Here is a 23,935-nt window from a genome sequence, read left to right as displayed (position 1 = left end):
GCCCAGATGGCGGAATTGGTAGACGCACTAGGTTCAGGTCCTAGCGGTGGCAACACTGTGGAGGTTCGAGTCCTCTTCTGGGCACCAGGTTGATAGAAAAAGGCTCGCATCAGCGGGCCTTTTTCTTTTTCAACGCTCTTCCGCATCTGCACCAAGTGGTTCACTGTCATTTCATGCAAAATCGTCTGGAGTCGACGGACGATACCGAACCGACCTCTCACTTACCGCTGACCGACATTGCAACCGGGCGGATACCCCGCATTACCGGAGCCTGAAAGGCCTGCCCGGCAAGGCGACCCCGTCTGATACTTAGAATCAACAGTCGCAAAAAGCAAAAGCCCGTTGGCTTTGCAACGGGCTTTTGCTTCTTACGATGTGGTTTTCCGCCCCATTACATCTGCAACTGCATTTTTGAGTATGAATCGGGTAGCAAGTTCGCCATCAACTCAAGCGATCTCGCCCTTCTTCAGCCATGCAGCAAGCTGGTGTGGCCGCAGGCTATCGTACTCCTCGAACGGCTGATGTATCCACGGATTGTTGGACAGGTACTGCAGATAGTAATCCGGCCGTACGGAAGAACAGGCCTTGCACCAGATGACCGCCGACTTGACTTCGGTCACCGCGGGAAAGTTTTCCTTGAGGTGACTTTGCACTCGCTCTAAGGTGACGCCTGAATCGACCAGGTCGTCCAGCAGCAGCACCTTCCCCGACAGGGTTCCGCGGGTCATCGTGATGTGCTTGGCAATGTCCAGATTGCCCTGCACCTTTCCCGCCTCTTCGCGGTACGAACTCGTGGACAGAATGGCCAGGGGCACATCGAAGATGCGTGAAAATACGTCGCCGGGACGCAACCCGCCTCGTGCCAGGCATAACACCTGATCAAATTTCCAGCCCGACTCGTGTACCATCCTCGCCAATTCGACGACGGCGCGGTTGTAATCTTCCCAGGAAACCCAAAGATCCTTTTCGCTCGACATGACGTCTTCTTTCTCGCTTTATGGGTTCAAGCAAACGGGTGACGAAGGACAATCGTTTCCTCGCGGTCCGGCCCCGTGGAAATCATGTCGACCGGCACACCGACCAGTTCTTCAATGCGCTTGATATAGGCGCGTGCCGTTGCAGGAAGCGCTTCCAGCGATTTCGCGCCCACGGTCGAGTCGCTCCATCCCGGCATTTCTTCATAAATCGGTTCGCAACGCGATGCATCCTCGGCACCGACCGGGAAGATATCTACCTTCTTTCCATCAAGCATATAGCCGGTACAGAGCTTCAACGACTCCAATCCGTCAAGCACATCCAGTTTGGTGAGGCACATGCCGGATACGCCGTTGATCTGGACGGAGCGGCGCAGCAGTGCGGCATCGAACCAGCCGCAGCGGCGCGCACGGCCGGTTACCGTACCGAATTCGTGGCCGACGCTGGCGAGGTGCTTGCCGATACCCTGATCGGTAGCCAGCTCGGACGGGAACGGCCCGGAACCGACACGCGTGGTATAGGCCTTGGTGATACCCAGGATGTAATGCAGCATGTTGGGACCGACGCCCGAACCCGCCGCCGCATTGCCGGCCACGCAGTTGCTCGAGGTAACGAAAGGATAGGTGCCATGATCGACATCGAGCAGACTTCCCTGTGCGCCTTCGAACAACAGATTGCCACCCGCCTGATATGCCTTGTAAAGAGCACTGGAGACGTCTGTCACCATCGGCGCAATGCGCGGCACGGTGGCCAGCGCGTCATCAAGGGTCTTCTGGTAATCGACCGTCTCGGCGTTGAGATAATTCGCCAGGACGAAGTTATGGTAGTCCAGGTTTTCCTTCAGCTTTTCGGCAAAGCGTCCTTCATTGAGAAGGTCGGCGACACGGATTGCCCGGCGCGCCACCTTGTCCTCATAGGTGGGACCGATGCCCTTGCCGGTCGTGCCGATTTTTGCAGCGCCGCGCGCAGTTTCGCGTGCCGCATCCAGAGCCGTGTGATACGGCAGAATCAGCGGACAGGCCTCGGATACCTTGAGTCGGGAGACGACTTCCACGCCATTGGCCTGCAGCTTGTCGATCTCGCGCAGGAGGTCGGGAACCGATAGCACCACGCCGTTGCCGATATAACACGCGACACCGGGACGCATGATGCCCGACGGGATCAGCTGCAAGGCGGTTTTCTGTCCGCCGATAACCAGAGTATGGCCGGCATTGTGTCCGCCCTGAAAGCGCACAACGCCTTGTGCGTGATCGGTCAACCAATCGACGATCTTACCTTTACCTTCATCGCCCCATTGGGTGCCGATGACAACGACATTCTTTGCCATGCTATTAACCTAGTAATTGAAGAATCCAGTTTCCATTGTTGAATACGACTGCGCGGTCGCAATCGAATTCGTCCTGCTCATTTTCGTGCCCGGGCAAGGTCTGAATGACAATCTCGCCGGCATCACGCAATTCATTGATTTTCAGCCGCAACGCCGGCTCTGTACCCCATGGAGCCCTGATCGCGCGCTTGCGTTCCGCCACGGGAAGCAGGCGCGCAAGTTCACGGAGATCGAGCGAAAAGCCGGTTGCCGGACGGGCACGGCCAAAAGCCTCGCCGACGTGGTCGTAGCGTCCGCCGCGGGCAACCGCGTTGGGCAGGCCCGGCACATACGCCGCGAACATGACTCCGCTGTGATAATGGTAGCCGCGCAGATCAGCCAGATCCACGGTCACGTCGGCATTGCCCACCTGGCGGATAAGCAAATCCAATTCGTCCAATGCGCGCGTGACGCCAGGCATGCGCGGAAGAACGTGACGTGCTTTCTCGATGGTCGAAGCGTCTCCGTACAGGGACGGCAATGCGAGCATGGCTTCACGGGTGGCCGGATTGAAATCCTTCGTCAGGTCGCGCAGCCCTGGGACATCCTTGGACTCCAGGAGGCAGAACAACTCCGCGTCGCGCGTGCGTGCCTTTTCGTCATCGGCGATGATGGCCCGCAGCACTCCCACATGGCACAGGTCGAGCCGCACTTTGCTTATGCCCGCCAGTTTCAACGATGCCAATGCCAGTTCCTGGATTTCGGCGTCCGCTTCGAGTCCGGCATGTCCGTAGATTTCCGCGCCGATCTGCAACGGCTCGCGGGTAGCATGAAGGCCTGAGGGTCTCGTATGAAGCACGCTTCCCGCGTAGCAAAGGCGGGTGACCGTTTGTCGATTCAGCAGATGGGCATCAATCCGCGCGACCTGTGTTGTCATGTCGGCGCGTACACCCATCGTGCGGCCCGAAAGCTGGTCTACCAGTTTGAAGATGCGCAGATCCATGTCCTGCCCCGCTCCGGTAAGCAAGGACTCGAGATATTCGAGCATGGGCGGCATGACCATCTCGTAACCATAGGAACGGAATTTATCGAGAAGCGCACGGCGCAATTCTTCTATCTTGCGAGCTTCGGACGGCAAGACGTCGGCAATGTTTTCGGGGAGAAGCCAATTCGGCATGACAAACGTGAACTGCTTTAAGAAAGATGTGAACGGACAGATATGTGATCGACGTTTATACAGCAGTTACTGCCGAAATGAACAGGTTACGTGTTGGTAGCACGTATTTTCTTATTCATTTATTAGCGAAGCCACAACATTCATCCTATAAAGGCGAAAAGAATAATGCCTTGTACAGGCATTATTCTTGTTGTGTTGGTTTGAGCAGTTCCAACCCGACTATACCTTCAACGCAGGATGTCGTACCGACACGGCTTGATCAGCCAGTCAGATTAAAACTGCTCTGGCACGTCCCGAAGGGCGCGCTGAATTTATTTCTTTGCCGGCGGTGATGGCGGCGCAACGTTGCTCGCACCGCCAGTGACACCCGCATTTCTGAAATACTTGAAAAATTCAGAATTGGGGTCTAGCACCATCATGTCGCTGCGGTTCTTGAAGCTTGCACGATATGCTTCAAGGCTGCGATAAAACTTGTAGAACTCGGGGTTCTGACCAAAGGCTTGCGAATAAATCTGCGTAGCCTTGGCATCGCCCTCACCACGCATGCCTTCAGCATCACGATAAGCCTCGGCCAGTATCACGGTACGCTGGCGGTCGGCATCAGCCCGAATCTTTTCCGACTCGGCAGCGCCTGTCGAACGCAGTTCATTGGCAACGCGAACCCGCTCCGCCTTCATCCGGTCATAGACCGAATTATTGATCTGTTCGACATAATCAACGCGCTTCAGACGCACATCAATAATTTCGACGCCGATTTGCTTCGCCTCATCGGTCACCTTTTTATGGATGGCGTTCATGACTTTACCGCGCTCGCCGGAAATCACTTCACGTACGGTACGCTTGGTGATTTCTTCGTTCAGCGCCGCTTTGATGATCTGGGACATCCGGTCCTGCGCGCGACGCTCTTCGCCGGTAAAGCTGACGAAATACAGGCGCGGATCGATAATCCGCCATTTTACATAGGCGTCGACAAGAATATTTTTCTTCTCCGCCGTGATGAAACGGTCTGCTTCCGGCGTGTCGAGCGTCAGGATGCGCTTATCGAGAAACAACACATTCTGGAACGGCGGCGGCAATTTGAAATGAAGCCCGGGTTCATTGATGACCTTCTTCACTTCACCAAGAGCAAACACGATTGCGTATTGCCGCTGATCCACGACAAACAAGGTCGACATCAGTACCGAAAGCAGGATCAGCGCCGCAATCGAATAAGAAACGAGACGGTTCATTATCGAGTCTCCCGATCACGCAGATCTCTGCTATCCCTGGAACGCGAGTCCCTTTGGCGTTGCGCGTCGACGGGCGGCAAGGGCTCGCCGGCTGCAGAACTGCCCGATGACGGCTGCGCAGCAGTGCCAACATTGGGCTTGCCGGCCACGGATTCGCTGGCTGACTGGGAAATCAATTTGTCCAGCGGCAGGTAAAGCAAGTTGTTGCCAGTCCTGCTATCAACCATGACTTTGGCCGTATTCGCAAAGATTTGTTGCATTGTTTCAATATACATCCGGTCACGGGTTACTGCGGGCGCTTTTTGGTATTCGGTCAGCACTTGCCTGAAGCGCGAGGCATCACCTTCAGCATTGGCAACCACGCGCGCGCGATATGCTTCGGCTTCCTGCAGTAGACGAGATGCGGCACCGCGAGCACGGGGGATGACATCATTGGCGTAGGCCTGACCTTCATTCTTTTGCCGCTCGCGGTCCTGCCCTGCCTTCACCGCATCGTCAAACGCCGCCTGCACTTGCTCAGGAGGTTGTACGCCCTGCATGGTGACGTTCGTAATCTGCACACCCGCCTTGTAGCGGTCTGCGATCTGCTGCATCAGCTGGCTCGCGTCGAACGCGACTTTTTCCCGTCCTTCGTAAAGAACGAAATCCATCTTGCTGCGGCCGACGACTTCGCGTATCGACGTTTCCGCTACCTGACGCACCATCTCATCCTGCTCGCGGTTGTTGAATATCCACTCGGCAGCATTTTTCAGCTTGTACTGAACAGCGAACTGAATATCGATGATGTTTTCGTCGTCGGTCAGCATCAGGGATTCGCGCGGCTGCTTGTTCCTGACATTCGAACGATAACCAACCTCGACAGTGCGAACTTGCGAAACATTGACCACTTCATGACTCTGGATCGGATAAGGCCAGCGCCAGTTGAAACCTGCCGGCGTGGTATGGCTGTATTTGCCGAATGTCATGACGACAGCGGTCTGGCCTTCCTGCACGATGAAGAAACCGCTGACCAGCCAAAGAAACGCAACGATGACGGCAATCAAGCCAACGCCGATTCCGGCGCCCTTCATGTCAGGGCTGTAATTGCCATCGCCACGGCCACCGCCACGGTTCCCGAACAGGCGATTGAGCCGCTGATTGAACTCGCGCCAGAGCTGATCGAGATCCGGTGGACCGTCATTGGGCCGTTTTCCATCCTGATTTTGGTTCTGGCCGTTGTCTTGAGAAGACCCCCGTCCCCATCTCGGGTCATTCAAAGAAAATTTAAGGCCGATTTTTTTGATTAGAGGAATAGGCATTCTCTCGCCATCCGGCTTATGTTAGTGGTTTGCAATTTAGTTGTCGTGAGCGCCTCGGGCAAAAGACACCGGTCGCGATTCGTTGTGCTGTTCCGGAACCGGCAGAGGATCAAGATGCGCCACCGCGTTCTCTTTTGCAAATTCGGCTACTGCCTCGCGGAGTAGATCAAGGCCAGCACCGGTTTGGGCGCTTATGGAAACACGGCGGATTTTATCATATTCATCACGTTCCACGCCCGGTTCTAGCCCAGCTGCATCAATCTTGTTCCAAACCAGAATCTGGGGGATATGATCCGCTCCGATTTCCGCAAGGACATCATTGACTTGTTCAATCTGCTCCATGCGCACCGGACTTGCCGCATCGACAACATGCAGCAGGAGATCGGCATGGATGGTTTCCTCAAGCGTGGCTCGGAACGCCGCGACCAGCTGGTGGGGCAGCTCCCTGATGAAACCTACCGTATCGGAGATGACGACATTGCCTGCCTCTCCGAGATAGATGCGACGCGATGTCGTATCAAGCGTTGCAAACAGCTGATTGGCGGCATAGGCTTGCGCCTTCGTCAGAGCATTGAATAGCGTCGACTTGCCCGCATTCGTATAGCCGACGAGCGACACCGAGAAGGTACCGTTACGCCCGCGAGCGCGACGCTGGGTCTCGCGCTGCTTGTGCAGCTTGTCAAGGCGGATACGCAATGCCTTGACGCGGTCGCCGAGAAGCCGGCGGTCGGTTTCCAGCTGCGTTTCGCCAGGGCCGCGCAGACCGATACCACCCTTTTGGCGTTCCAGGTGAGTCCATCCGCGAATCAGTCTGGTGGCAAGATGCTGAAGCTGCGCGAGTTCGACCTGCACCTTGCCTTCATGACTTTGTGCACGCTGAGCGAAGATATCTAGGATGAGACTGGTCCGATCAATGACGCGCACCTTGAGGTGGCGTTCAAGATTACGCTGCTGCGCTGGCGACAAGGCATGGTTGAAGATCACAAGTTCCAGATGCTCGGCAGCTACGGTCGCCGAAATTTCCTCGGCCTTGCCGGAACCAACAAACAACGCGGCATCGGGGCTTGAGCGTTTGGCTGTAATCGTGATGGCTGGATCTGCACCAGCCGATTTGGACAGCAGTGCGAGTTCTTCCAGGCTAGCGGCAAAGTCACCCTTGCCGAAATCGACGCCGACTAATGCAGCGCGCATGAGCTGAGTTGAGGTGGTAACGATCTCTTATTCCGAATCAGATTCAAGATTGATGTTTACCGCGCGAGCCGGTACGACGGTTGAAATCGCATGCTTGTAAACCATTTGAGTAACGGTATTACGAAGCAGGACGACGTACTGGTCGAACGATTCGATGTGCCCCTGAAGCTTGATGCCGTTCACGAGATAGATGGAAACGGGAACGTGCTCTTTACGTAAGGCGTTGAGGAATGGGTCTTGTAACAGTTGCCCTTTATTGCTCATGACAGCTCCATGGTGTTGTTGTGATGTGGAGTTGGAGACAACCTGATAGATTTCAAGTGTCTCTCTGATAATATTGCTTTAAGACTTTATCGATTTTTGTGCAACTTGCCAAGCTTGTAGTCATGTTGCAAAGATTATTTTTGATCCTTTGTAAAGGGATTTTTGCTAGAACGCAGCTCGATACGCAATGGAGTCCCGACTAGTGAAAAAGTTTCACGAAAGTGTTTTTCGAGATACCGCCTGTAGTTGTCGTCAATGGCGTCGAGCGCATTGCCGTGAATAACGACAATTGGCGGATTCTGACCACCCTGGTGGGCATACCGCAACTTCGGTCGGATCGAACCCTTGCGACGCGGCTGCTGGTGTTCCACCGCTTCGATCAGCGCACGGGTCAGGCGCGGCGTCGACAGCTTGGCCATTGCGGCCGCATAAGCGGAGTCGATTGATTTCATCAGCGGACCGATCCCGCTTCCCTTCAGTGCGGAGATGAAGTGGAATTTTGCGAAGAACAGGAAGCTGAGCTTGCGCTCCATGTCCATCTTGATTTCATCACGCCGGTCACTGTCAAGACCATCCCACTTGTTCACGCCGACGACCAGGGCTCGGCCCGACTCCAGAACAAACCCGGCGATGTGAGCGTCCTGTTCGGAGATATCCTGCTGGGCATCGAGCAACAGGAGAACCACATTGGCTTCCGAAATGGATTGCAAGGTCTTTACCACCGAGAATTTTTCGATTGCCTCGAATACTTTACCTCTTCGGCGAATGCCTGCGGTATCGATCAGCGTGTAATGCTTGCCCTCCCGCTCAAAGGGAATTTCAATCGAGTCGCGCGTCGTACCCGGCATGTCGAAGGCAATGACACGATCCTCGCCGAGAAGCGTGTTGACCAGCGTGGATTTGCCCACGTTGGGCCGTCCGACGATGGCGATCTTGATGCCGCGGGTCGCAGCGGTTTCGGCTTCCGCTTCCGGTTCACGCTGGGCGAAGGCCAGATCAAGCGATTCATTGACAAGGTCAACCACGCCATCCCCATGCGCAGCTGAAATAACGTAAGGATCACCCAGCCCGAGCTCATAGAATTCGGCGGTGACGGAGGTGTATTTCATTCCTTCGGCCTTGTTGACCACCAACATGACCTGCCGTCCTGATTTGCGCAGGAAGTCTGTGATGGTCTTGTCATGCGGTGTCAGACCTTGCCGACCGTCGACAATGAAGACCACGATATCCGCCTCGGCAACCGCCTGCTTGGTCTGCTTGGCCATCTCATGCATGATCCCTTCCTTGGCGACCGGTTCGAAACCACCGGTATCAATGACCAGGAAGGGACGCTCGCCGATCCGGCCCTCGCCGTAATGGCGATCACGGGTGAGACCAGGGAGGTCGGCGACCAACGCATCGCGCGACCGGGTGAGCCGGTTGAACAATGTGGATTTGCCGACGTTGGGTCGGCCTACTAATGCGATTACCGGCTTCATTGAATTCTTACTCGGTTGCCAATGCAACCACTGTACCTGCTTGAGTTTGGAAAAGTGCCGTCGTAGCGGCCACGGATGCTGCGCCCGTCACCGGGCTGCTATCAATACTGAGACGGGCCAGGAAGGCCCCATCATCGCGAGAAAGAAAGTGAACAAATCCCTGTCCATCGCCGACAGCGACGGAACGTCCGACGACGACAGGCGTGGAGAGGCGCCGATAGGCGAGCTTCGGGTTGCGCCATGCGCCGCTGCCGGATTCGCGCGACAGCGCGGTGACGGCCCCGCGTTCATCAGCGACGTACACGAAGCGTTCGTCGAGCGCCACGCCAACTTCGCTCGATGCCTCCTTGCTCCAGCGCGCTGTGCCGGTCACTGCATCAAAGCAGGCAACACGGCCCTGATAGGCAACGGCGCAGACGTCGCGACCGGCAATCACTGGCGTACCCGACAGATCGGCGATGCGTTCAAGTTCGGTTGTGCCGCGAGGATCGCCGACAGCGGCTTCCCAGCGGGCACCGCCGTTGGTGAGCGCCAGCGCGGAGAGGCGCCCCCCGGGCAAGGCCACGTAGGCGGTCGGCCCCGAGATCACAATGCCCGGCGCCGTACGCAAGGTCAAAGGCGGCGTCTGCCGCTGGGCAACCCAGCGCCGGTTGCCGTTTTCAATATCGTAGGCGGCGATGCGGTTGTCTACGCTTCGGACGACAATCACACCCTGCCCTACCGCAGGCGCCGAGAGGATTTCGCTGGACGCCTGGACCTTCCACCGCAACTTGCCTTCGGTATCGAAGGCAAGCAGCATGCCCTTCTCACCGGCTACCGCCACGGTATTGCCATCGCTTCCGACGCCCGCAGTCAAGGGCATGCCGGCGTTGATGCGCCACTGCGTGCGTCCGGACGCGGCATCGATGCGCGCGAGTGCGCCGTCGGCTGCCGCCACATAGACGCTGCCTTCCGCAACAGCCGGGGAAAACACGAACGCGCCGGCGCTGCCGATGTTGTTCGTCCATGCAGTGCGCACTGCCAATGTCTGCTGAATCGACTCAAGCGCGGCGGGTGGATTGCGCGGCGCCGATTTACTGGCAAACGGATTAAGCGACGAACAGCCTGCCAGCATGGCAACCAGTCCGACATAAGTGAGCTTTACTGCAGTATGCATGGATTCCCCTTTTTTACTTTTATGCTGCAGCCTTGGCTGCGCCGCCGATTGCGTCCAGTTTTAATTGGATAAGTTGACGCGCCGGGTTCTTTTCATCGGTCTTTTCAAGCGCAAGCTTGTAGGCAGCGCGAGCCTCCTCCGTTTTCGCCTGGGCAAGCAGAATATCGCCTTTGCGGTCGGCCACGGCACCGGCGAACTGCTCGGGGAACTGACCCTCAAGCAGTTTCAAGCCTTCGTCGAATGCCTTCTCATCCAGCAGTACGCCGGCGAGGCGAATCCTCGCGATTGCCTTGTATTCGTCGGTACCGTTTTCGGCCACCCATTGCAATTGTGTTTTCGCGGTGTTCAGATCGTTGGCGTCGAATGCACTTTTTGCAGCGGCCAGCGCACCCATCTGCGCATAGGCTGTCTTGCCGAACTTGCTTTCAAGGTCGGTTGCCGCCCGCTGCACTTTCTGATTGTCCTTGGACGTCACGCCTCTTTGCAGTTCTTCGTAGAGCTGCCCGGCCTGTGTGGCCTGATTGCGCTGATAGAGATTCCAGCCGCTCCAGCCGGCGTAAGCCGCGAGGGCGATGATCAAAATCCAGGTAATAAGGTTGCCGTACTGGCTCCACCAGGACTTCAATGACGCCAGCTGTTCCTGTTCTTCAAGATCGTATGCCATGATGCTTCCCGATTAATTATGGTGGTGAGTGGGATCGTCGCACTCGTCGCCGCAGACGATCTGGTCGAGGACGTAGGTGGCGACATTTTCAATCGGGACGGTGACCTGATTGTTGTCCGTGGACTCGGCGCGCATGTTCTTCACGGCAGCAACCGATTTTGCCACCTCATCTTCCCCGATGATGATGGCGAAGCCTGCGCCGCTGGCATCAGCGCGTTTCATCTGCGCCTTGAAACTGCTGCCGCCATTGGATGCGCCGCAATGAAGAATGACATCCAGGCCCGCGTCACGCAGGCGCTCGGCGACCACGAACGCCTGAAGCTGCGCCTCTTCTCCCTGATGCACGACGTACACGTCGCACTGGTTCGGCTCGAACCGTTCGCCATTGGCCTTCAACAGTTCAAGCAGGCGCTCCACGCCCATTGCGAATCCGCATGCCGGTGTCGGTTTGCCGCCGAACATTTCGATGAGCGGGTCGTAACGTCCGCCGCCGCATACCGTTCCCTGGGAGCCGAGCTGATCGGTCACCCATTCGAATACGGTACGGTTGTAGTAATCCATTCCGCGAACCAGACGCGGATTGATGGTGAACGGAATACTGTTATGCCTGAGGATTTTCTGCACGCCTTCGAAGTGCGCGCGCGACTCTTCGCCCAGATAGTCGAGCAGCTTGGGGGCGCCGTTCACCATCTCCTGCATCGCCGGGTTCTTGGTGTCCAAGATGCGCAGAGGATTGGAATGCAGACGCCTTTGCGCGTCGGCGTCCAGCAATTCCTTGTGCTGTTCGAAATAGGCGACCAGATCGGCGCGGTGACGGTTGCGCTCGTCGGCATTGCCGATGGAGTTCAGTTCCAGCCTGATGCCTTCCAGGCCGAGATCGTCCCACAGCCGCTGGCAGAGCATGATGAGTTCGGCATCGATGTCCGGCCCGGTAAAGCCGATGGCCTCCGCACCGACCTGGTGAAACTGGCGGTAGCGTCCGCGCTGCGGCCTTTCATGGCGGAACATCGGCCCCACGTACCAGAGCCGTTTCGGGCCGTCGTAAGTCAGATTGTGCTCAAGCGCCGCACGAACCACCCCGGCAGTGCTTTCAGGACGCAGCGTGAGATTGTCGCCGTTCATCGAGTCGACAAAGGAGTACATCTCCTTTTCGACGATATCGGTGACCGCACCGAGCCCCCTCGCGAACAATGCCGTCGGCTCGACAATCGGAGTACGGATCTGCTGGAAGCCGTAGCTTTTCAACACCGACTGCACGGTATTCTCAAACAGTTCCCAGAGAGGCGCATCGGCGGGAAGAATGTCGTTCATCCCTTTCACGCCAACGATTTTTTCAGCTTTTTTATTTTCTGACATGCTTTTTACTCAGTGTACGGCGCATTTAAATCGCAACCGCATTTTTCCCATAACGGGTCTTAACGTAATCCAGGACGATCGCCTGGAATTCTTCGGCGATATGCTCGCCGCGCAATGTCACCTTCTTTTCGCCATCGACGAAAACCGGTGCCGCCGGCGACTCGCCGGTGCCGGGAAGACTGATGCCGATGTTGGCATGCTTTGACTCGCCGGGGCCATTGACGATGCAGCCCATCACGGCGACATTCATGTTTTCCACGCCCGGATACTCCTTTTTCCACACGGGCATCTGTTCACGCAGGTAAGTCTGTATCCTGTCCGCGAGTTCCTGGAATACGGTCGAGGTCGTCCTTCCGCAGCCGGGACAGGCGATGACCATGGGAGTGAACTTCCGCAAACCCATGGTTTGCAGGATTTCCTGCGCCACCACGACTTCCTTGGTGCGGTCGCCGCCGGGTTCCGGTGTGAGTGAAATGCGGATCGTGTCTCCGATGCCCTCCTGCAGCAGGACGGACAAGGCTGCCGTCGACGCAACGATACCCTTGCTGCCCATGCCTGCTTCAGTCAGGCCAAGGTGCAGCGGGTAATCGCAGCGGCGTGCGAGCTCTCGATAGACCGCGATCAGATCCTGCACGCCGGAGACCTTGCAAGACAGGATGATCTTGTCGGCGTTCATCCCAAGTTCTTCGGCGCGCTGAGCATTTTCGATCGCCGACGTCACCAATGCTTCATACATGACGGCTTGAGCTGTCCATGGCTCCGCGCGCCGGGCGTTTTCATCCATGATGCGAGCCAGGAGCGACTGGTCGAGGCTGCCCCAGTTGACGCCGATACGCACCGGCTTGTCATACTTGCACGCGACCTCGATCATCTGCGCGAACTGGGTATCACGCTTGGCGCCCTGCCCCACGTTGCCGGGATTGATGCGGTACTTCGACAATGCCTGGGCACACTCCGGGAAGTCCGTCAGCAGCTTGTGCCCGTTGTAATGGAAATCGCCGACCAGCGGCACATCGATTCCCATGCGGTCGAGCTGCTCACGAATGGCGACCACCGCCGCCGCCGCTTCTGGATTATTTACCGTGATACGGACGAGTTCCGAGCCGGCGCGGGCGAGATCCTTGATCTGGATGGCCGTCCCGATGGCGTCAGCGGTATCGGTATTGGTCATCGACTGCACGACTACGGGCGCAGGGCCGCCAACCAGCACTTCGCGCGTGCCATAGCGTATCGATACACCCCGGGTGCGGCGCTTGGAAAGCGGGCCCGAAGCAATAGGAGAATAGGCTGTCGACATGAATAGGGTTATTTCAGGGTTAAGCGAGCGACATTGCCATTGCCCGGCACTTTCAGTTCGACGGGATTCCCGCGCAATGTAGCATCGACGCCGGAGGCATTGCCGATAACGACAGTAACTGGATCGGTCACTTCGAATGTTTCGGTTTCCCCGGCCTTCACAAGGCGGGATACCGCAGGCTTGCCGCTGCCGGCTGACTTGATCTCAATCCATGAATCCTGGCGCGCCTTGATTACCAGACTATTGCTGGCGTTCACCGGCGCCGCCGTGCTTGCTGTCGCTGCAACCGTGGATGATGGCGGCGTCGATGCGATAGCAGGAGCGGAAGGCGAGGCTGTCGCCGCCGGTGTGGCTGGCGGGGCGGCTGCGGATGACGTTGCAGGCGATTGAGAAGTTGCGGTGCCGTCTTGCCGGGGGGCGGAAGGATTCGGATTTGCGGCTTGCTGGTTTGTCCCATTACCAGCTTGTCCTGTCCCTGCCGCCTGCCCCGGCGGGTTCACGCCGTTGCCTGCAGCCGGATCCACCGGCGGCTGGGCGTTGATCGGCTCCGGCGGAGCGGATGCGGCGTCCGTCGTATTCGCCGTGGCCGGAGCATCAGTAGCGCTTTGCGATGCCGGGGTGGAGGGCGTCCCTATCTGGGACAGGCCATCCTTGACTTGAGAACTGGCCGATCGAGACATGCCGGCAAGGTCCACACCTTCACGCAACGCATAGACAGCGGCGCCGATGACGACCACCGCGACAGCCGCCACGATCCATTTCGCCGATAGGCCCGAGCGGGCATTCATTGACGGCAGGCGGGCATCCGAAAACGGGGTTGAAAGATTCTGGCGAGGCCGTATGGGCTCTTGCGCCAGCATTGTTTCCCCGCCGAGCGAAGCCAGCAGCGGCGCCGCATCGATCTTGAGCAGCTTGGCATATTGCCGCACGAAGCCGCGCACAATCGCCATGCCCGGCAGTGAAGGATAATCGTCCGCCTCAAGGGCAAGCACTTGCCTGGGTGCGAGATTCAGCTGGCTGGCCACCTGCTCGACTGTCCAGCCGCGTTCCTGGCGGCATGCGGCCAGACGCGCCCCCGGAGAAACCAGAATGGGTTGTTCCTTGCCGGTGTCGCCGGGCATGGCTTGATCATTCAATCCTGGCTCATTCATTGAAAGCTCCACGTTGATAAGCGGCATATTCGGCTGAACCGGCGTGGCGACGGCGCAGCTGGTTCGCAAGACTGGCCTCGGCTGCGCGGTCACCCAGCTTATGCTCGATGCGTATCGCAAGCCACAGTACGTCCGCAGTCATGACATCGGCTTTCATGACTCGGGTCACGTAAAAACGCGCCCTCTCATAATCGCCGCGTTCGAAATACAATCTGGCGAGGTTGACGTTCGTTGCCGGATTGGCAGGATCGGCTTGAAAGGCCTGCGAAAAGTATCTTTCGGCGGCAACCTTGTCGTTGATCTTCAGGCTGCAGAAACCGGCATTGTTCAGGGCCTTTGCGGGTGACTGGTAGGCACGATTTTTCAGCGCCGCCTCGAAGTACTGGATCGACTGTTTCTCCCGGCCGTTCTGGCACAGGAACCATCCATAGTTGTTATTGAAATCCGGCGTATTCGGCGCAAGCCGGATCGCCTGCAAAAAGTTGTCTTCTGCAAGCCGGTTTTCGCCCATGTCCATGTAGATCAAGCCGCGCATACTGTAGGCATCCGCAAAACTGGGATCCGCGGCAATTGCCTGCTTGATTTCGTCGAGCGCAACAACCATTTGCCGCTGCTCGTAATAGCCGATGGCAAGTTGAAGCCGAATGCGCGCCCGTTTCTGGTTGTCGGTCTGGTCGGACAGCGTCGGCAGTTCATTCTGCGAGCCGGCTCCGCCCGTGCTGGCGCAACCGCTCAGAAATAACAAAGAAGCCAGAGCAGAAAGAATTGTCAGGCGCAACGCGCCCGCCCTGCGTTGAATCACCGCGGCACCTCGACGATACGCCCAAAATTCTCGCCGAACTTTTTTTGATATTCGGCCATCTTCTGCATGCGTTCCTGCACGCGGGTACGATCCTGCACTTCACCGGCCAACTGGCCGCAGGCCGCGTCGATGTCATCGCCGCGCGTCTTTCGAATCGTCGTGACGATACCGGCATCCATCAGGATCTGCGCGAAGGCCTTGATGCGTGCATTGTTGGATCTCTTGAGACCGGATTCCGGAAAAGGATTGAAAGGAATCAGGTTGAATTTGCAGGGAACCGGTTCCGGGCCGTGCAGCACCAGATCGATCAACTGCCGCGCATGTTCGTCAGTGTCGTTGACGCCGTCGAGCATGCAATACTCGAACGTGACGAAATCGCGCGGCGCAAATTCAAGGTAACGCCGGCAGGCGGCCATGAGTTCGCTCAGCGGATACTTCTTGTTAAGCGGCACCAGGCCATCCCGCAAGGCATCGTTGGAGGCATGGACCGACACCGCCAGAGCCACCGGGCATTCCTGCGAAAGCTTGTCCATCATCGGGACAACGCCGCTTGTGGAAACGGTGACCCGCCGGCGCGACAGGCCATAGGCATTATCGTCGAGCATGAGCTTGAGCGCGGTTACCGTCGGCTCGAAATTCAGCAGCGGTTCGCCCATGCCCATCATCACCACATTGGTAATCTGGCGTTCGCCCTTGGGACCAGGCTCGATTCCCTTTGTACGCCGCAATTCGAATTCCGCCATCCACAGCTGGCCGATAATTTCGCCAACGCTCAGATTGCGATTGAAGCCCTGCTTGCCGGTGGAGCAGAAACGGCAGTTCACGGCACAGCCGGCTTGCGTGGAAATGCAAAGCGTGCCGCGGTTTTCTTCAGGAATGAAAACGGTTTCGACGGCGTTGCCCTGCCCCACATCGAGCAGCCACTTGCGTGTTCCGTCCGAGGAAGTGTGATCGCTGATCACGGCGGGCGCGGAAATCCTTGCATGCGTTTTCAGCTTGTCACGCAAGGATTTCGCAAGATCCGTCATTGAATCAAAATCGCTTGCGCCGAATTGGTGAATCCAGCGCTGCAATTGCTTGGCACGAAACGGTTTTTCACCCAACTCGCCGCAATAGGCAATAAGTTGCGCGGGATCAAGATCCAGCAGGTTGGTGATTTCCGTCATGACAAGTCTTCATTAGTGATGTTTGACCAGAATAATTGATTAAGGGCAAACAGGGTTGCGATTAGCGCGAATAAACGTTCAGCGCCGGGAAGAAATAGGAGATTTCAACTTGCGCCGTCTCCGGAGCGTCGGATCCGTGCACTGCATTGGCGTCGATGGAATCGGCGAAGTCGGCACGGATAGTGCCCTTGTCTGCCTTCTTCGGATCGGTTGCGCCCATCAGCTCACGGTTTTTTGCAATGGCGTTGTCGCCTTCCAGCACCTGGATCATGACCGGGCCGGAGACCATGAAATCCACCAGATCCTTGAAGAACGGGCGCTCACGGTGCACAGCATAGAAACCCTCGGCTTCAGCGCGGGAAAGCTGGGCCATGCGAGCTGCGATAACCTTCAGGCCGGCGTTTTCAAAACGGGTATAGATCTGGCCGATCACGTTCTTTGCTACAGCGTCCGGTTTGATGATCGACAGGGTGCGTTCAGTTGCCATCTGTGAAAACTCCAATAAAAAGAAAGGGTTAAGGTGAATAATTGAGAAATCAACTAACCTTCTATTTTAGCACGAATGCACTCGAACTCGGAGTTTCCCTACAGCCAGCGCGGTTGGACGCATGAGAACCTTTGGAGGTTCCGCATACCCTAAAGCCTAAACCAGCATGCTATGCTGTCAATATACACAGGAGTCGTACGTATTCCTTTTCTGGAGGTTCTATGGATAATCATCTGCAACAGACTTATTCCCCCACCGCGGCCGGCGAGGCTCTTGTTGTTCGCAACCGGGTCTTGCGCAATACCTATTGGCTGCTGGCCATATCGATGCTGCCCACGGTATTGGGCGCCTGGCTTGGAGTGCAATTCCGCTTTACCTTCTTTTCAGGAAGTCCGGTCTTCGGCTTCGTTGCATTTCTCGCCATCGCATTCGGCTTCTTCTATGCGATAGAAAAGACGAAAAACTCCGGACTCGGAGTTGCCGTATTGCTGGGCTTCACGTTTTTCATGGGCCTGATGCTGTCCCGCCTGATCGGCCATATCCTCGGCTTTTCGAACGGCGCTTCGCTGATCATGATGGCGTTTGGCGGAACGGCTGCGATCTTCGCCGGGATGGCAACTATTGCCACCGTTTCAAAACGGGATTTTTCCGGACTCGGCAAATGGCTGTTCGCGGGAGTGTTGGTCATTCTCGTCGCGGCACTGGCAAACATTTTCCTGCAAATGCCGGCGCTCTATCTGGCGATTTCCGTATTGGCAATCGCAATATTCTCAGCCTACATCCTGTTTGACGTGCAGCAGATCATCAACGGCGGCGAAACCAATTATATTTCGGCCACACTGGCGATCTATCTCGACGTCTACAACATTTTCAGCAACCTGCTTGCCTTGCTGGGCTTTGCCGGAGGCAGCCGCGAATAGTGCATGCCTAACAGCGCGCTCACCCAGTCAATAAAAAGCCGACTTTACGTCGGCTTTTTATTTTTCATTTGGGAACAGGCGTCCCCGTTCATCAAGGCAGATCGAAGACGGCAATCGACTCGACGTGCGCGGTATGGGGAAACATGTTGACCACTCCGGCCTGGGTGAGGCGATATCCGCCCTGGTGAACAAGATAACCCGCGTCTCGCGCCAACGTTGACGGACTGCATGACACGTAGACAATGCGCTTCGGGCGCAAGTCGGCAAAAGACTCGCCCAGTCCGACAATTGCTTGGCAAACCGCAATTGCACCTTCCCTCGGCGGATCAATCAGCATGCGGTCGAACTTGCCCAATGCGACAAAATCCTCGGTGGTTGCTTCAAACAGGTTCCGGCAGTGAAACGAAGTCTTTTCAGCGACGCCGTTGACCTTTGCATTGCCGAGCGCACGTTCGGTCAAGGCAGTACTGCCTTCGATGCCAACGACTTCTTGGACCTGGGTTGCGATCGGCAGGGTGAAATTACCCAGCCCGCAAAACAGATCGGCAACTCTCTCATCCGGTTGCGCATCGAGCAGCCGCAGCGCGCGATCCACGAGAACACGATTGATGTGGTGATTCACCTGGGTAAAGTCGGTGGGCTTGAAAGGCATCGTGATGCCGAACTCCGGCAGTACATAATCGAGTTGCACGTCCGTCGGATAGAACGGATAGACGGTGTCGGGTCCCTTTGGCTGCAGCCACCACTGAATCCGGTATTCGTCGGCAAACGCCCTCAACCTGGATTCATCCTCTGCGGTAAGCGCCGCCATGTTCCTCATTACCAGGGCGGTGACGCTTGCGCCCACGGCCAGTTCGATCTGGGGCATCTGGTCAAAGATCGAGAGCGATTCCACCAGGCGCCTCAGTGGCACAAGCATTGCAGACACATGGGGCGGCAAAATTTCGCAGGTTTTCATGTCGGCAATGAACGAGGATTTGCGCTCGTGGAAGCCAACCAGTACTCCTCCCTTTTTCTGCACATTGCGCACTGACAGACGCGCGCGGTAGCGATATCCCCAGGTTGGTCCGTAGATCGGACGCATCATGCGTTCGGCACGCACCTTGCCGATATGCCAGAGATTATCTTCCAGGACCCGCTGCTTCATGGCGACTTGCGCCGTCGGTTCCAGATGCTGCATGGCACAGCCGCCGCAAGTGCCGAAATAGGTGCATTTCGGTGCCACCCTCATTGACGATTCATTATGGAGTTCCGTCAGGGTTGCGGCTTCCCACTTTGGCTTCTTGCGGAAGGACTGAAAGCCGACACGCTCGGCTGGCAGGCCGCCTTCGACAAAAATGACCTTGCCGGGCGTGCCGTCCTCGTTCTGCAAATGACCGACTCCGCGTCCCTCCATGTCGAGGGATTCGATAACGATAGTACTCTGCTGCATAGGAAATATAGTTAGCCGGTCAGCCCCTGCCGTCCGTGATACAAAAGACAAGAAGGGGCGAAGGCCGGCGTTGGAATTCAGTGGGAAACCGTGGAATCTACCACGCGGAGAGGTATTCCTTCCAGTGCTCGCCGTCCAGCAAGGCCAGCGAATCGCGCACGAGGGCCATTTCCTCCTCGTAGGCTGCCTTGCTCATGACACCGCGCATCAACAGGAAACGGCAATATACGAGGTAAGTGTTGACGACGTCGGTTTCGCAATAATCGCGAATTTCCCTGAGGCGCCCTTCCTGGAAAAGCGTCCAGACCTGCGAACCGTCGACGCCCATCTTTCCCGGAAATCCGCACAGCTTGGCCAAGTCATCCAGAGGCGCATTGGCGCGTCCGGTATAAAGCGCAAGCAGGTCCATCAGATCCATGTGCCGGGTGTGATATCGGCTCAGATAGTTGTTCCATTTGAAATCGCGGTCTTCCTCGCCCATTTCCCAGTATCGGGATGCACAGACGCCATGGACCATTGCGCGGTAATGCAATACGGGCAGGTCGAAGCCGCCGCCATTCCAGGAAATCAGTTGCGGCGTATAACGGTCTATCACACGAAAGAAGTCCTGAACCAGTTTCGGCTCCTGGTCATCCAGGGTGCCCAGCGAACGTACGCGAAATCCGTCATCGTCACGGAAGACACAGGAAATGGCAGCGACGCGGTGCAGATGATGCTGAAGAAATTCCGACCCGGTTTTTTCACGGCGAGCGGCAAAGGCGGCGGCGGCCACCTCCGCATCATCCAGGCTGGAAAAATGCGGATTCAGTGCGCGCAATCCCGCAACATCGGGAATAGTCTCGATGTCGAATACGAGAACCGGAATCACAACAGCGCGTCCTTGCCGACGCCGCGCGCCGTCAATGCCCGCTTCAGTTTGACCAGGGCTTCCTGCTGTATCTGCCGTACCCGCTCGCGGGTGACGCTCATTTCGGCGGCAAGCTCTTCGAGCGTGGCAGGATCGTCGTTATCGAGGCCGAAACGGCGCACGATGACCACTCTCTGCTTGTCGGGAAGCTTCTTCAGCCAGTCGCGAACCAGCCCCATCATTTCATGATGCTCGGCCCGCGAGTCGGGACCATCGTCAGCGTCTCCCGGCAACATGTCCATGAGGCTTGCCTGCGGATCATTGTCCAGCGGGGCGTCGAGCGAGGTGGCGTGCTCGGACAAGGCGAGGATATCCTGCACATCTTCGACCGGACGGTCGACAAGGTGCGCAATATCTTCCGCAGTCGCATCCTTGCCGTCATGGTGCTGGGCTTCAAGATGGTACTTGGCCCTGAGAATCTGGTTAAGCTCGCGCACCATATGGACCGGCAGACGCACCGTTCGCGCCTGGTTCATGATCGCGCGCTCGATGCTCTGGCGTATCCACCAGGTAGCATAGGTGGAAAACCGGAAGCCGCGCTCAGGCTCGAATTTGTCGATCGCGCGCATCAGGCCGAGATTGCCCTCTTCGATCAGATCGAGCAGAACGACGCCACGATTGATGTAGTGCTTGGCAATCGAGACCACAAGCCGCAGATTGTGCTCGATCATTTTCTGGCGAGCTTCGAAATTTCCCTGCTTGGCCAGCGTTGCGTAATGCACTTCCTCCTCCACCGTCAGCAGAGGCCGCGCACCAATCTGGTTGAGATAATGCTGGGTCGTGTCGGTGGAAAGTTCCGCCGCCAATACCGTTTTCAGTTCGTCAACGGGATCCGCGGCCGGCGCAATGACATCCTCCCCGCGTTCCGCGTCATCGATCAGTTCATCGCCGTCTTCTGCGACATTGAGCGGCATATCTTCGGAAATGCCTTCCGAAGAAGCTTCGTCATCCATGGGATCGTGAGGAGTGCGATTCATTTAGCGGCTTGGAAGAAATTTTGACGGATCGACCGGCTTTCCTTGCTGACGTATTTCGAAATGCAGTTTTACCTCATCGGTATCGGAATTTCCCATCTCGGCAATCTTCTGTCCCTTAGTGACATTTTGATCTTCCTTCACGAAGATGGTTTTGTTATGCGCATAAGCGGATAGCAAATTGTTGGAGTGCTTGACGATGACAAGATTACCGTAACCACGAATGCCACTGCCAGCATACAGCACTTTGCCGGAGCCCGCCGCTACAACCGGTTGTCCCATCTTCCCGGCAATATCGATTCCGCGCTTCCCCTCGCTGAACTGGGAAATGACCCTGCCTTCGGCGGGCCACATCCATGCAATGTTTTCATCGTCTGCCGAGGGTGGTGTCGCAGGTTCCGGCTTTTCCGCCGCTTTCGGCGGTTCAACGCGCGACGGCATGCCGCCGGGTGCCGCCGGCGCGGCGATTGCCGAATCGGGTTTCTGCAGTTCTGCAAGAATGCCATCGGAATAAGGGCGCTTTTCTCCGCGCGGCCCCGACTTGTTGGGCACCGCGCCAGCCGCCGGTGAAGACGGTGTCAGCGGACGCACCTCGACGCCCTGCGACGGCGCCACGCTGCCAGTCTGCGGTGCGCCTTCCGGCGGCAGGACGCGCAATACCTGATCCACCTTGATGTCATTCGGATTGGCAAGGTTGTTCCATGCAACGATGTCACGATAGTTCTGTCCGAAGTCGAGTGCGATCTGGATCAATGTGTCGCCTTTACGAACAGTGTAGAAACCGCGATTGTCGGTGCGCGTCGTCGGCGCAGCCTGTTGTACGGGTGGTGGCACGGCAGGCTTCGGCGGCTCGGACACTCTTGGTCCGACGGGACGATCCACTACGGGCGCGGTTCCATGCGGAGTCGTACAGGCGGCGATCCACAGCGACAGGGCTGCGATTAACAGGGATTGTGTTGTTCTCATTCTCATACAATTTACATTTGGCGGCAGCTCACGACGACGCGCGTCGGAGACGGAAAATCAGACCACACCCGGACGCAGCGGAACGAAGTGACAGTCTTCCAGCGTGGTATTCGTCCACTCGAACTTGCTGACGCGTTCTATGAGTTGCAGCACCTGCCGCTGCGCGCCTACGGGAGCGACCAGCCTGCCGCCGATACTTAATTGATCCAGAAGCGCCTGCGGCACTTCCATTCCTGCAGCCGCGAGGATGATGCCATCAAACGGTGCCACTTGCGGAAGGCCAAGCATACCATCTCCATATTGCAACCGGATATTGGCAATGCGCAGCGGACGCAGATTGGATTTTGCCAGTTCATGCAAGGGCTTGATGCGCTCGATGGAATACACCTCCTTGGCCACCAGCGACAGTACCGCCGCCTGATAACCGCATCCAGTGCCGATTTCGAGCACCTTGTTGAGCGCGCCGCCGTTCGCGTTGGCCCGCATCACTTCGATCATGCGCGCGACGATATACGGCTGCGAGATGGTCTGGTGATGCCCGATCGGCAGCGACGCATCGACGTACGCCTGCCCTGAAAGTCCCTGCTCGACGAACAGATGGCGCGGCACTGCCGACATGGCGGCCAACACCTTCGCATCCTTGACTCCCTGCTTTGCAACCCGCGCCACCATGGCGGCCCGCACGGCATCCGAAACCATCGGTTCGGGACGGACGATCTGCACCGGATTGGATGCCGCCGCGCGCAAAACGCTACGCCCTTGAACCGCATCAATGACGGGAGCCGAGGAACGGCTCAGGCTGAGCGCCGCGTTTTGTGTGGCTGTCTGCGGCGTTGCCACTCTTGGCGCCATCGGTCTCGAAGGCTGCGCCTGTGACCTGCCCGACGGCTTGTCGACTACGGAAGAAAGCGGCAAGGGAAATCGTTTGTCCTTGCCGCTCATGGCATGCTCCGCTTGAGGGCATCGAGCTGCGTCGCATGCGTAAGATCGATCTGCAGCGGAGTCACCGATACATAGCCTTCGGCAACTGCATGGAAATCGGTGCCTTCGCCCGAATCCTTGGCTTTGCCGGCCGGGCCGATCCAGAAAATCTCGCGCCCTTGCGGATCGAGCGTCTTGATCACGGGTTCGGATTCATGGCGCTTGCCGAGCCTGGTTGGGCGCATGCCGCGGATTTCGTCATAAGGCAGGTTGGGAATGTTCACATTCAGTAAATAAGGTTTTCCAAGCATGTCGAAATCGCGTTGCACGAATTCGCGCGCGATGCGCGCCGCCGCGTCCACGTTGGCCCATCCCTTCTCTACCTGAGAAAAGGCGATTGACGGAATGCCGAAGAGATAGCCCTCGGTGGCGGCAGCCACCGTTCCCGAATACAGCGTGTCATCGCCCATGTTCTGGCCCTGGTTGATTCCGGACACCACCAGATCCGGCTGGAACGACAAGCCGGTCAGCGCAATATGCACGCAGTCGGAAGGCGTGCCGTTAACGAAATAAAATCCGTTATCAGCACGATAGACAGTCAATGGACGGTCCAGCGTCAGGGAATTCGAACTGCCGGACCGGTTGCTGTCTGGAGCAACCACCATCACTTCCGCAAATGAACGCATTTCATTCGCAAGAGCGATAATGCCTGGAGCAAGATAACCGTCGTCGTTACTAACAAGAATTTTCATACCGGAATTCTACCCGATGCCATTCAGTCTTCCAGCATGGTGCCGGGACGATGTTGACATTTTGCG

The 23,935-nt window shown here is 57.2% G+C and carries 23 protein-coding genes and 1 tRNA gene; 2 read left to right on the top strand and 22 right to left on the bottom strand.

Annotation, left to right across the window (positions count from 1 at the left end; all coding sequences use genetic code 11):
- Positions 1-87: transfer RNA gene (locus tag FH061_RS13310), tRNA-Leu, on the top strand.
- Positions 88-446: 359 nt separating this feature from the next.
- Here FH061_RS13310 and FH061_RS13305 read toward each other — a convergent pair.
- The 16 genes from FH061_RS13305 to ndk form a co-directional block, all read right to left on the bottom strand.
- Positions 447-977, bottom strand: a complete 531-nt coding sequence (locus FH061_RS13305) for a phosphoribosyltransferase (protein WP_151636322.1) — start codon at positions 975-977, stop codon at positions 447-449.
- 26 nt (positions 978-1,003) lie between these two features.
- Positions 1,004-2,302 carry an adenylosuccinate synthase gene (locus FH061_RS13300; RefSeq protein WP_151636321.1) on the bottom strand — a complete coding sequence of 433 codons (1,299 nt, stop codon included), beginning with the start codon at positions 2,300-2,302 and terminating at the stop codon, positions 1,004-1,006.
- Positions 2,303-2,306: 4 nt separating this feature from the next.
- Positions 2,307-3,458 (bottom strand): ATP phosphoribosyltransferase regulatory subunit, encoded by a 1,152-nt coding sequence (locus FH061_RS13295; protein ID WP_151636320.1) that lies wholly within the window; start codon positions 3,456-3,458, stop codon positions 2,307-2,309.
- Between the two features lie 311 nt (positions 3,459-3,769).
- Complete coding sequence (hflC, locus tag FH061_RS13290; RefSeq protein ID WP_151636319.1) at positions 3,770-4,687, bottom strand: protease modulator HflC; 918 nt, start codon at positions 4,685-4,687, stop codon at positions 3,770-3,772.
- Positions 4,687-5,985 (bottom strand): FtsH protease activity modulator HflK, encoded by a 1,299-nt coding sequence (hflK, locus tag FH061_RS13285; protein WP_151636318.1) that lies wholly within the window; start codon positions 5,983-5,985, stop codon positions 4,687-4,689. The genes hflC and hflK overlap by 1 nt, the downstream gene beginning before the upstream one ends.
- Positions 5,986-6,021: 36 nt before the next feature.
- Positions 6,022-7,176: a GTPase HflX gene (gene hflX, locus FH061_RS13280; protein WP_151636317.1), complete on the bottom strand. Its 1,155-nt coding sequence runs from the start codon at positions 7,174-7,176 to the stop codon at positions 6,022-6,024.
- A gap of 27 nt (positions 7,177-7,203) precedes the next feature.
- Positions 7,204-7,440 carry an RNA chaperone Hfq gene (gene hfq / locus FH061_RS13275; protein WP_151636316.1) on the bottom strand — a complete coding sequence of 79 codons (237 nt, stop codon included), beginning with the start codon at positions 7,438-7,440 and terminating at the stop codon, positions 7,204-7,206.
- Positions 7,441-7,574: 134 nt separating this feature from the next.
- The gene (gene der, locus FH061_RS13270) at positions 7,575-8,918 is read right to left on the bottom strand and encodes a ribosome biogenesis GTPase Der (RefSeq protein ID WP_151636315.1); all 1,344 of its coding nucleotides are present in this window, start codon (positions 8,916-8,918) and stop codon (positions 7,575-7,577) included.
- A 7-nt stretch (positions 8,919-8,925) separates the two neighbouring features.
- Positions 8,926-10,074 carry an outer membrane protein assembly factor BamB gene (gene bamB, locus FH061_RS13265; protein ID WP_151636314.1) on the bottom strand — a complete coding sequence of 383 codons (1,149 nt, stop codon included), beginning with the start codon at positions 10,072-10,074 and terminating at the stop codon, positions 8,926-8,928.
- A 19-nt stretch (positions 10,075-10,093) separates the two neighbouring features.
- Entirely contained in the window at positions 10,094-10,738 is a 645-nt protein-coding gene (locus FH061_RS13260; RefSeq protein ID WP_151636313.1) for a YfgM family protein, read from the bottom strand.
- Positions 10,739-10,750: 12 nt separating this feature from the next.
- Entirely contained in the window at positions 10,751-12,094 is a 1,344-nt protein-coding gene (hisS, locus tag FH061_RS13255; RefSeq protein ID WP_151636312.1) for a histidine--tRNA ligase, read from the bottom strand.
- A gap of 25 nt (positions 12,095-12,119) precedes the next feature.
- On the bottom strand, positions 12,120-13,391 hold the full coding sequence (gene ispG, locus FH061_RS13250) for a flavodoxin-dependent (E)-4-hydroxy-3-methylbut-2-enyl-diphosphate synthase (protein WP_151636311.1): 1,272 nt from the start codon (positions 13,389-13,391) through the stop codon (positions 12,120-12,122).
- An 8-nt stretch (positions 13,392-13,399) separates the two neighbouring features.
- Positions 13,400-14,542 (bottom strand): helix-turn-helix domain-containing protein, encoded by a 1,143-nt coding sequence (locus tag FH061_RS13245; RefSeq protein WP_192805059.1) that lies wholly within the window; start codon positions 14,540-14,542, stop codon positions 13,400-13,402.
- A complete protein-coding gene (gene pilW / locus FH061_RS13240; RefSeq protein ID WP_225984650.1) occupies positions 14,535-15,287 on the bottom strand; it encodes a type IV pilus biogenesis/stability protein PilW in 753 nt (250 codons plus the stop codon). The genes FH061_RS13245 and pilW overlap by 8 nt, the downstream gene beginning before the upstream one ends.
- 53 nt (positions 15,288-15,340) lie before the next feature.
- Entirely contained in the window at positions 15,341-16,510 is a 1,170-nt protein-coding gene (gene rlmN / locus FH061_RS13235) for a 23S rRNA (adenine(2503)-C(2))-methyltransferase RlmN (RefSeq protein WP_151636309.1), read from the bottom strand.
- A 61-nt stretch (positions 16,511-16,571) separates the two neighbouring features.
- Positions 16,572-16,997 carry a nucleoside-diphosphate kinase gene (ndk, locus tag FH061_RS13230; protein WP_151636308.1) on the bottom strand — a complete coding sequence of 142 codons (426 nt, stop codon included), beginning with the start codon at positions 16,995-16,997 and terminating at the stop codon, positions 16,572-16,574.
- A 221-nt stretch (positions 16,998-17,218) separates the two neighbouring features.
- Here ndk and FH061_RS13225 point away from each other — a divergent pair, with 221 nt between their 5' ends.
- Positions 17,219-17,917: a Bax inhibitor-1/YccA family protein gene (locus FH061_RS13225; protein ID WP_151636495.1), complete on the top strand. Its 699-nt coding sequence runs from the start codon at positions 17,219-17,221 to the stop codon at positions 17,915-17,917.
- A gap of 91 nt (positions 17,918-18,008) precedes the next feature.
- Here FH061_RS13225 and rlmD read toward each other — a convergent pair whose 3' ends face one another.
- The 6 genes from rlmD to surE form a co-directional block, all read right to left on the bottom strand.
- Entirely contained in the window at positions 18,009-19,349 is a 1,341-nt protein-coding gene (gene rlmD, locus FH061_RS13220; RefSeq protein WP_151636307.1) for a 23S rRNA (uracil(1939)-C(5))-methyltransferase RlmD, read from the bottom strand.
- 97 nt (positions 19,350-19,446) lie between these two features.
- Positions 19,447-20,217 carry a 3'-5' exonuclease gene (locus tag FH061_RS13215; protein WP_151636306.1) on the bottom strand — a complete coding sequence of 257 codons (771 nt, stop codon included), beginning with the start codon at positions 20,215-20,217 and terminating at the stop codon, positions 19,447-19,449.
- Positions 20,214-21,233: an RNA polymerase sigma factor RpoS gene (gene rpoS / locus FH061_RS13210; RefSeq protein WP_151636305.1), complete on the bottom strand. Its 1,020-nt coding sequence runs from the start codon at positions 21,231-21,233 to the stop codon at positions 20,214-20,216. The genes FH061_RS13215 and rpoS overlap by 4 nt, the downstream gene beginning before the upstream one ends.
- Positions 21,234-22,196 (bottom strand): peptidoglycan DD-metalloendopeptidase family protein, encoded by a 963-nt coding sequence (locus FH061_RS13205; RefSeq protein ID WP_151636304.1) that lies wholly within the window; start codon positions 22,194-22,196, stop codon positions 21,234-21,236.
- A 57-nt stretch (positions 22,197-22,253) separates the two neighbouring features.
- A complete protein-coding gene (locus FH061_RS13200; RefSeq protein WP_151636303.1) occupies positions 22,254-23,138 on the bottom strand; it encodes a protein-L-isoaspartate(D-aspartate) O-methyltransferase in 885 nt (294 codons plus the stop codon).
- Positions 23,135-23,869 (bottom strand): 5'/3'-nucleotidase SurE, encoded by a 735-nt coding sequence (surE, locus tag FH061_RS13195; RefSeq protein WP_151636302.1) that lies wholly within the window; start codon positions 23,867-23,869, stop codon positions 23,135-23,137. The genes FH061_RS13200 and surE overlap by 4 nt, the downstream gene beginning before the upstream one ends.
- Positions 23,870-23,935 lie beyond the last annotated feature (66 nt).

Origin of the sequence: Noviherbaspirillum aerium, assembly GCF_008929045.1 — a bacterium.
In the GTDB taxonomy this organism is placed as follows: Bacteria; Pseudomonadota; Gammaproteobacteria; order Burkholderiales; family Burkholderiaceae_D; genus Noviherbaspirillum; species Noviherbaspirillum aerium.
Note: the sequence above shows the minus strand (reverse complement) of the source record. Positions and strands in the feature narration are given on the sequence as shown.